At 35.9% G+C, this 519-nt stretch carries 1 protein-coding gene; it reads right to left on the reverse strand.

All coding sequences use genetic code 11. The features are described from left to right. Nucleotides 1-33: 33 nt before the first annotated feature. Nucleotides 34-519: MFS transporter (locus tag AC1DTM_RS31290; protein WP_477001800.1), on the reverse strand; the 486-nt coding region annotated here is incomplete at its 5' end.

Below are 519 nucleotides of genomic sequence, written 5' to 3' on the forward strand. Positions count from 1 at the left end.
GGACAGGAATTCCTGTCCTTCTTGTTTTATTGATTAAAGTGAAATATCTTTCTGCTCCGTCTTCTGATATTTTAATAAGTTAAAGGATAAACAAGCAGAACATAAAATAAGAAAAGCGGCGATAATATAAATAGTACGAACGCCGAACATATCAGTAATAATTCCAACGCTAAGCATAGAAAGACCAGAAGCTGTCGAGAGAAGTGCACCATGAGCTGTATACATCTTCGATRATAAAGAAGGAGTGACGCTTGATTGTAAAACTGTCGTTTGAGAAATATCTCTAATCTGATAGCATGGTCCCATTAGAACACAAAGAAATAGCGCAATAAATCCGCTACTTGTCATACCATATAAAAATGTAAGAATACTAAACATAAGAGAGCCTATCGCCATGGAGCGTATTAAATTGTTTTGAATGTATGTACTCATTTTCCACGCTAATATCCCGCCAATTAATGTGCCGACGTAATAACTTGTGTTAATATATCCCCACCAATCTTCGCCTTTATGTAGAAC

It is taken from the genome of Bacillus sp. P4_D3, assembly GCF_056401855.1.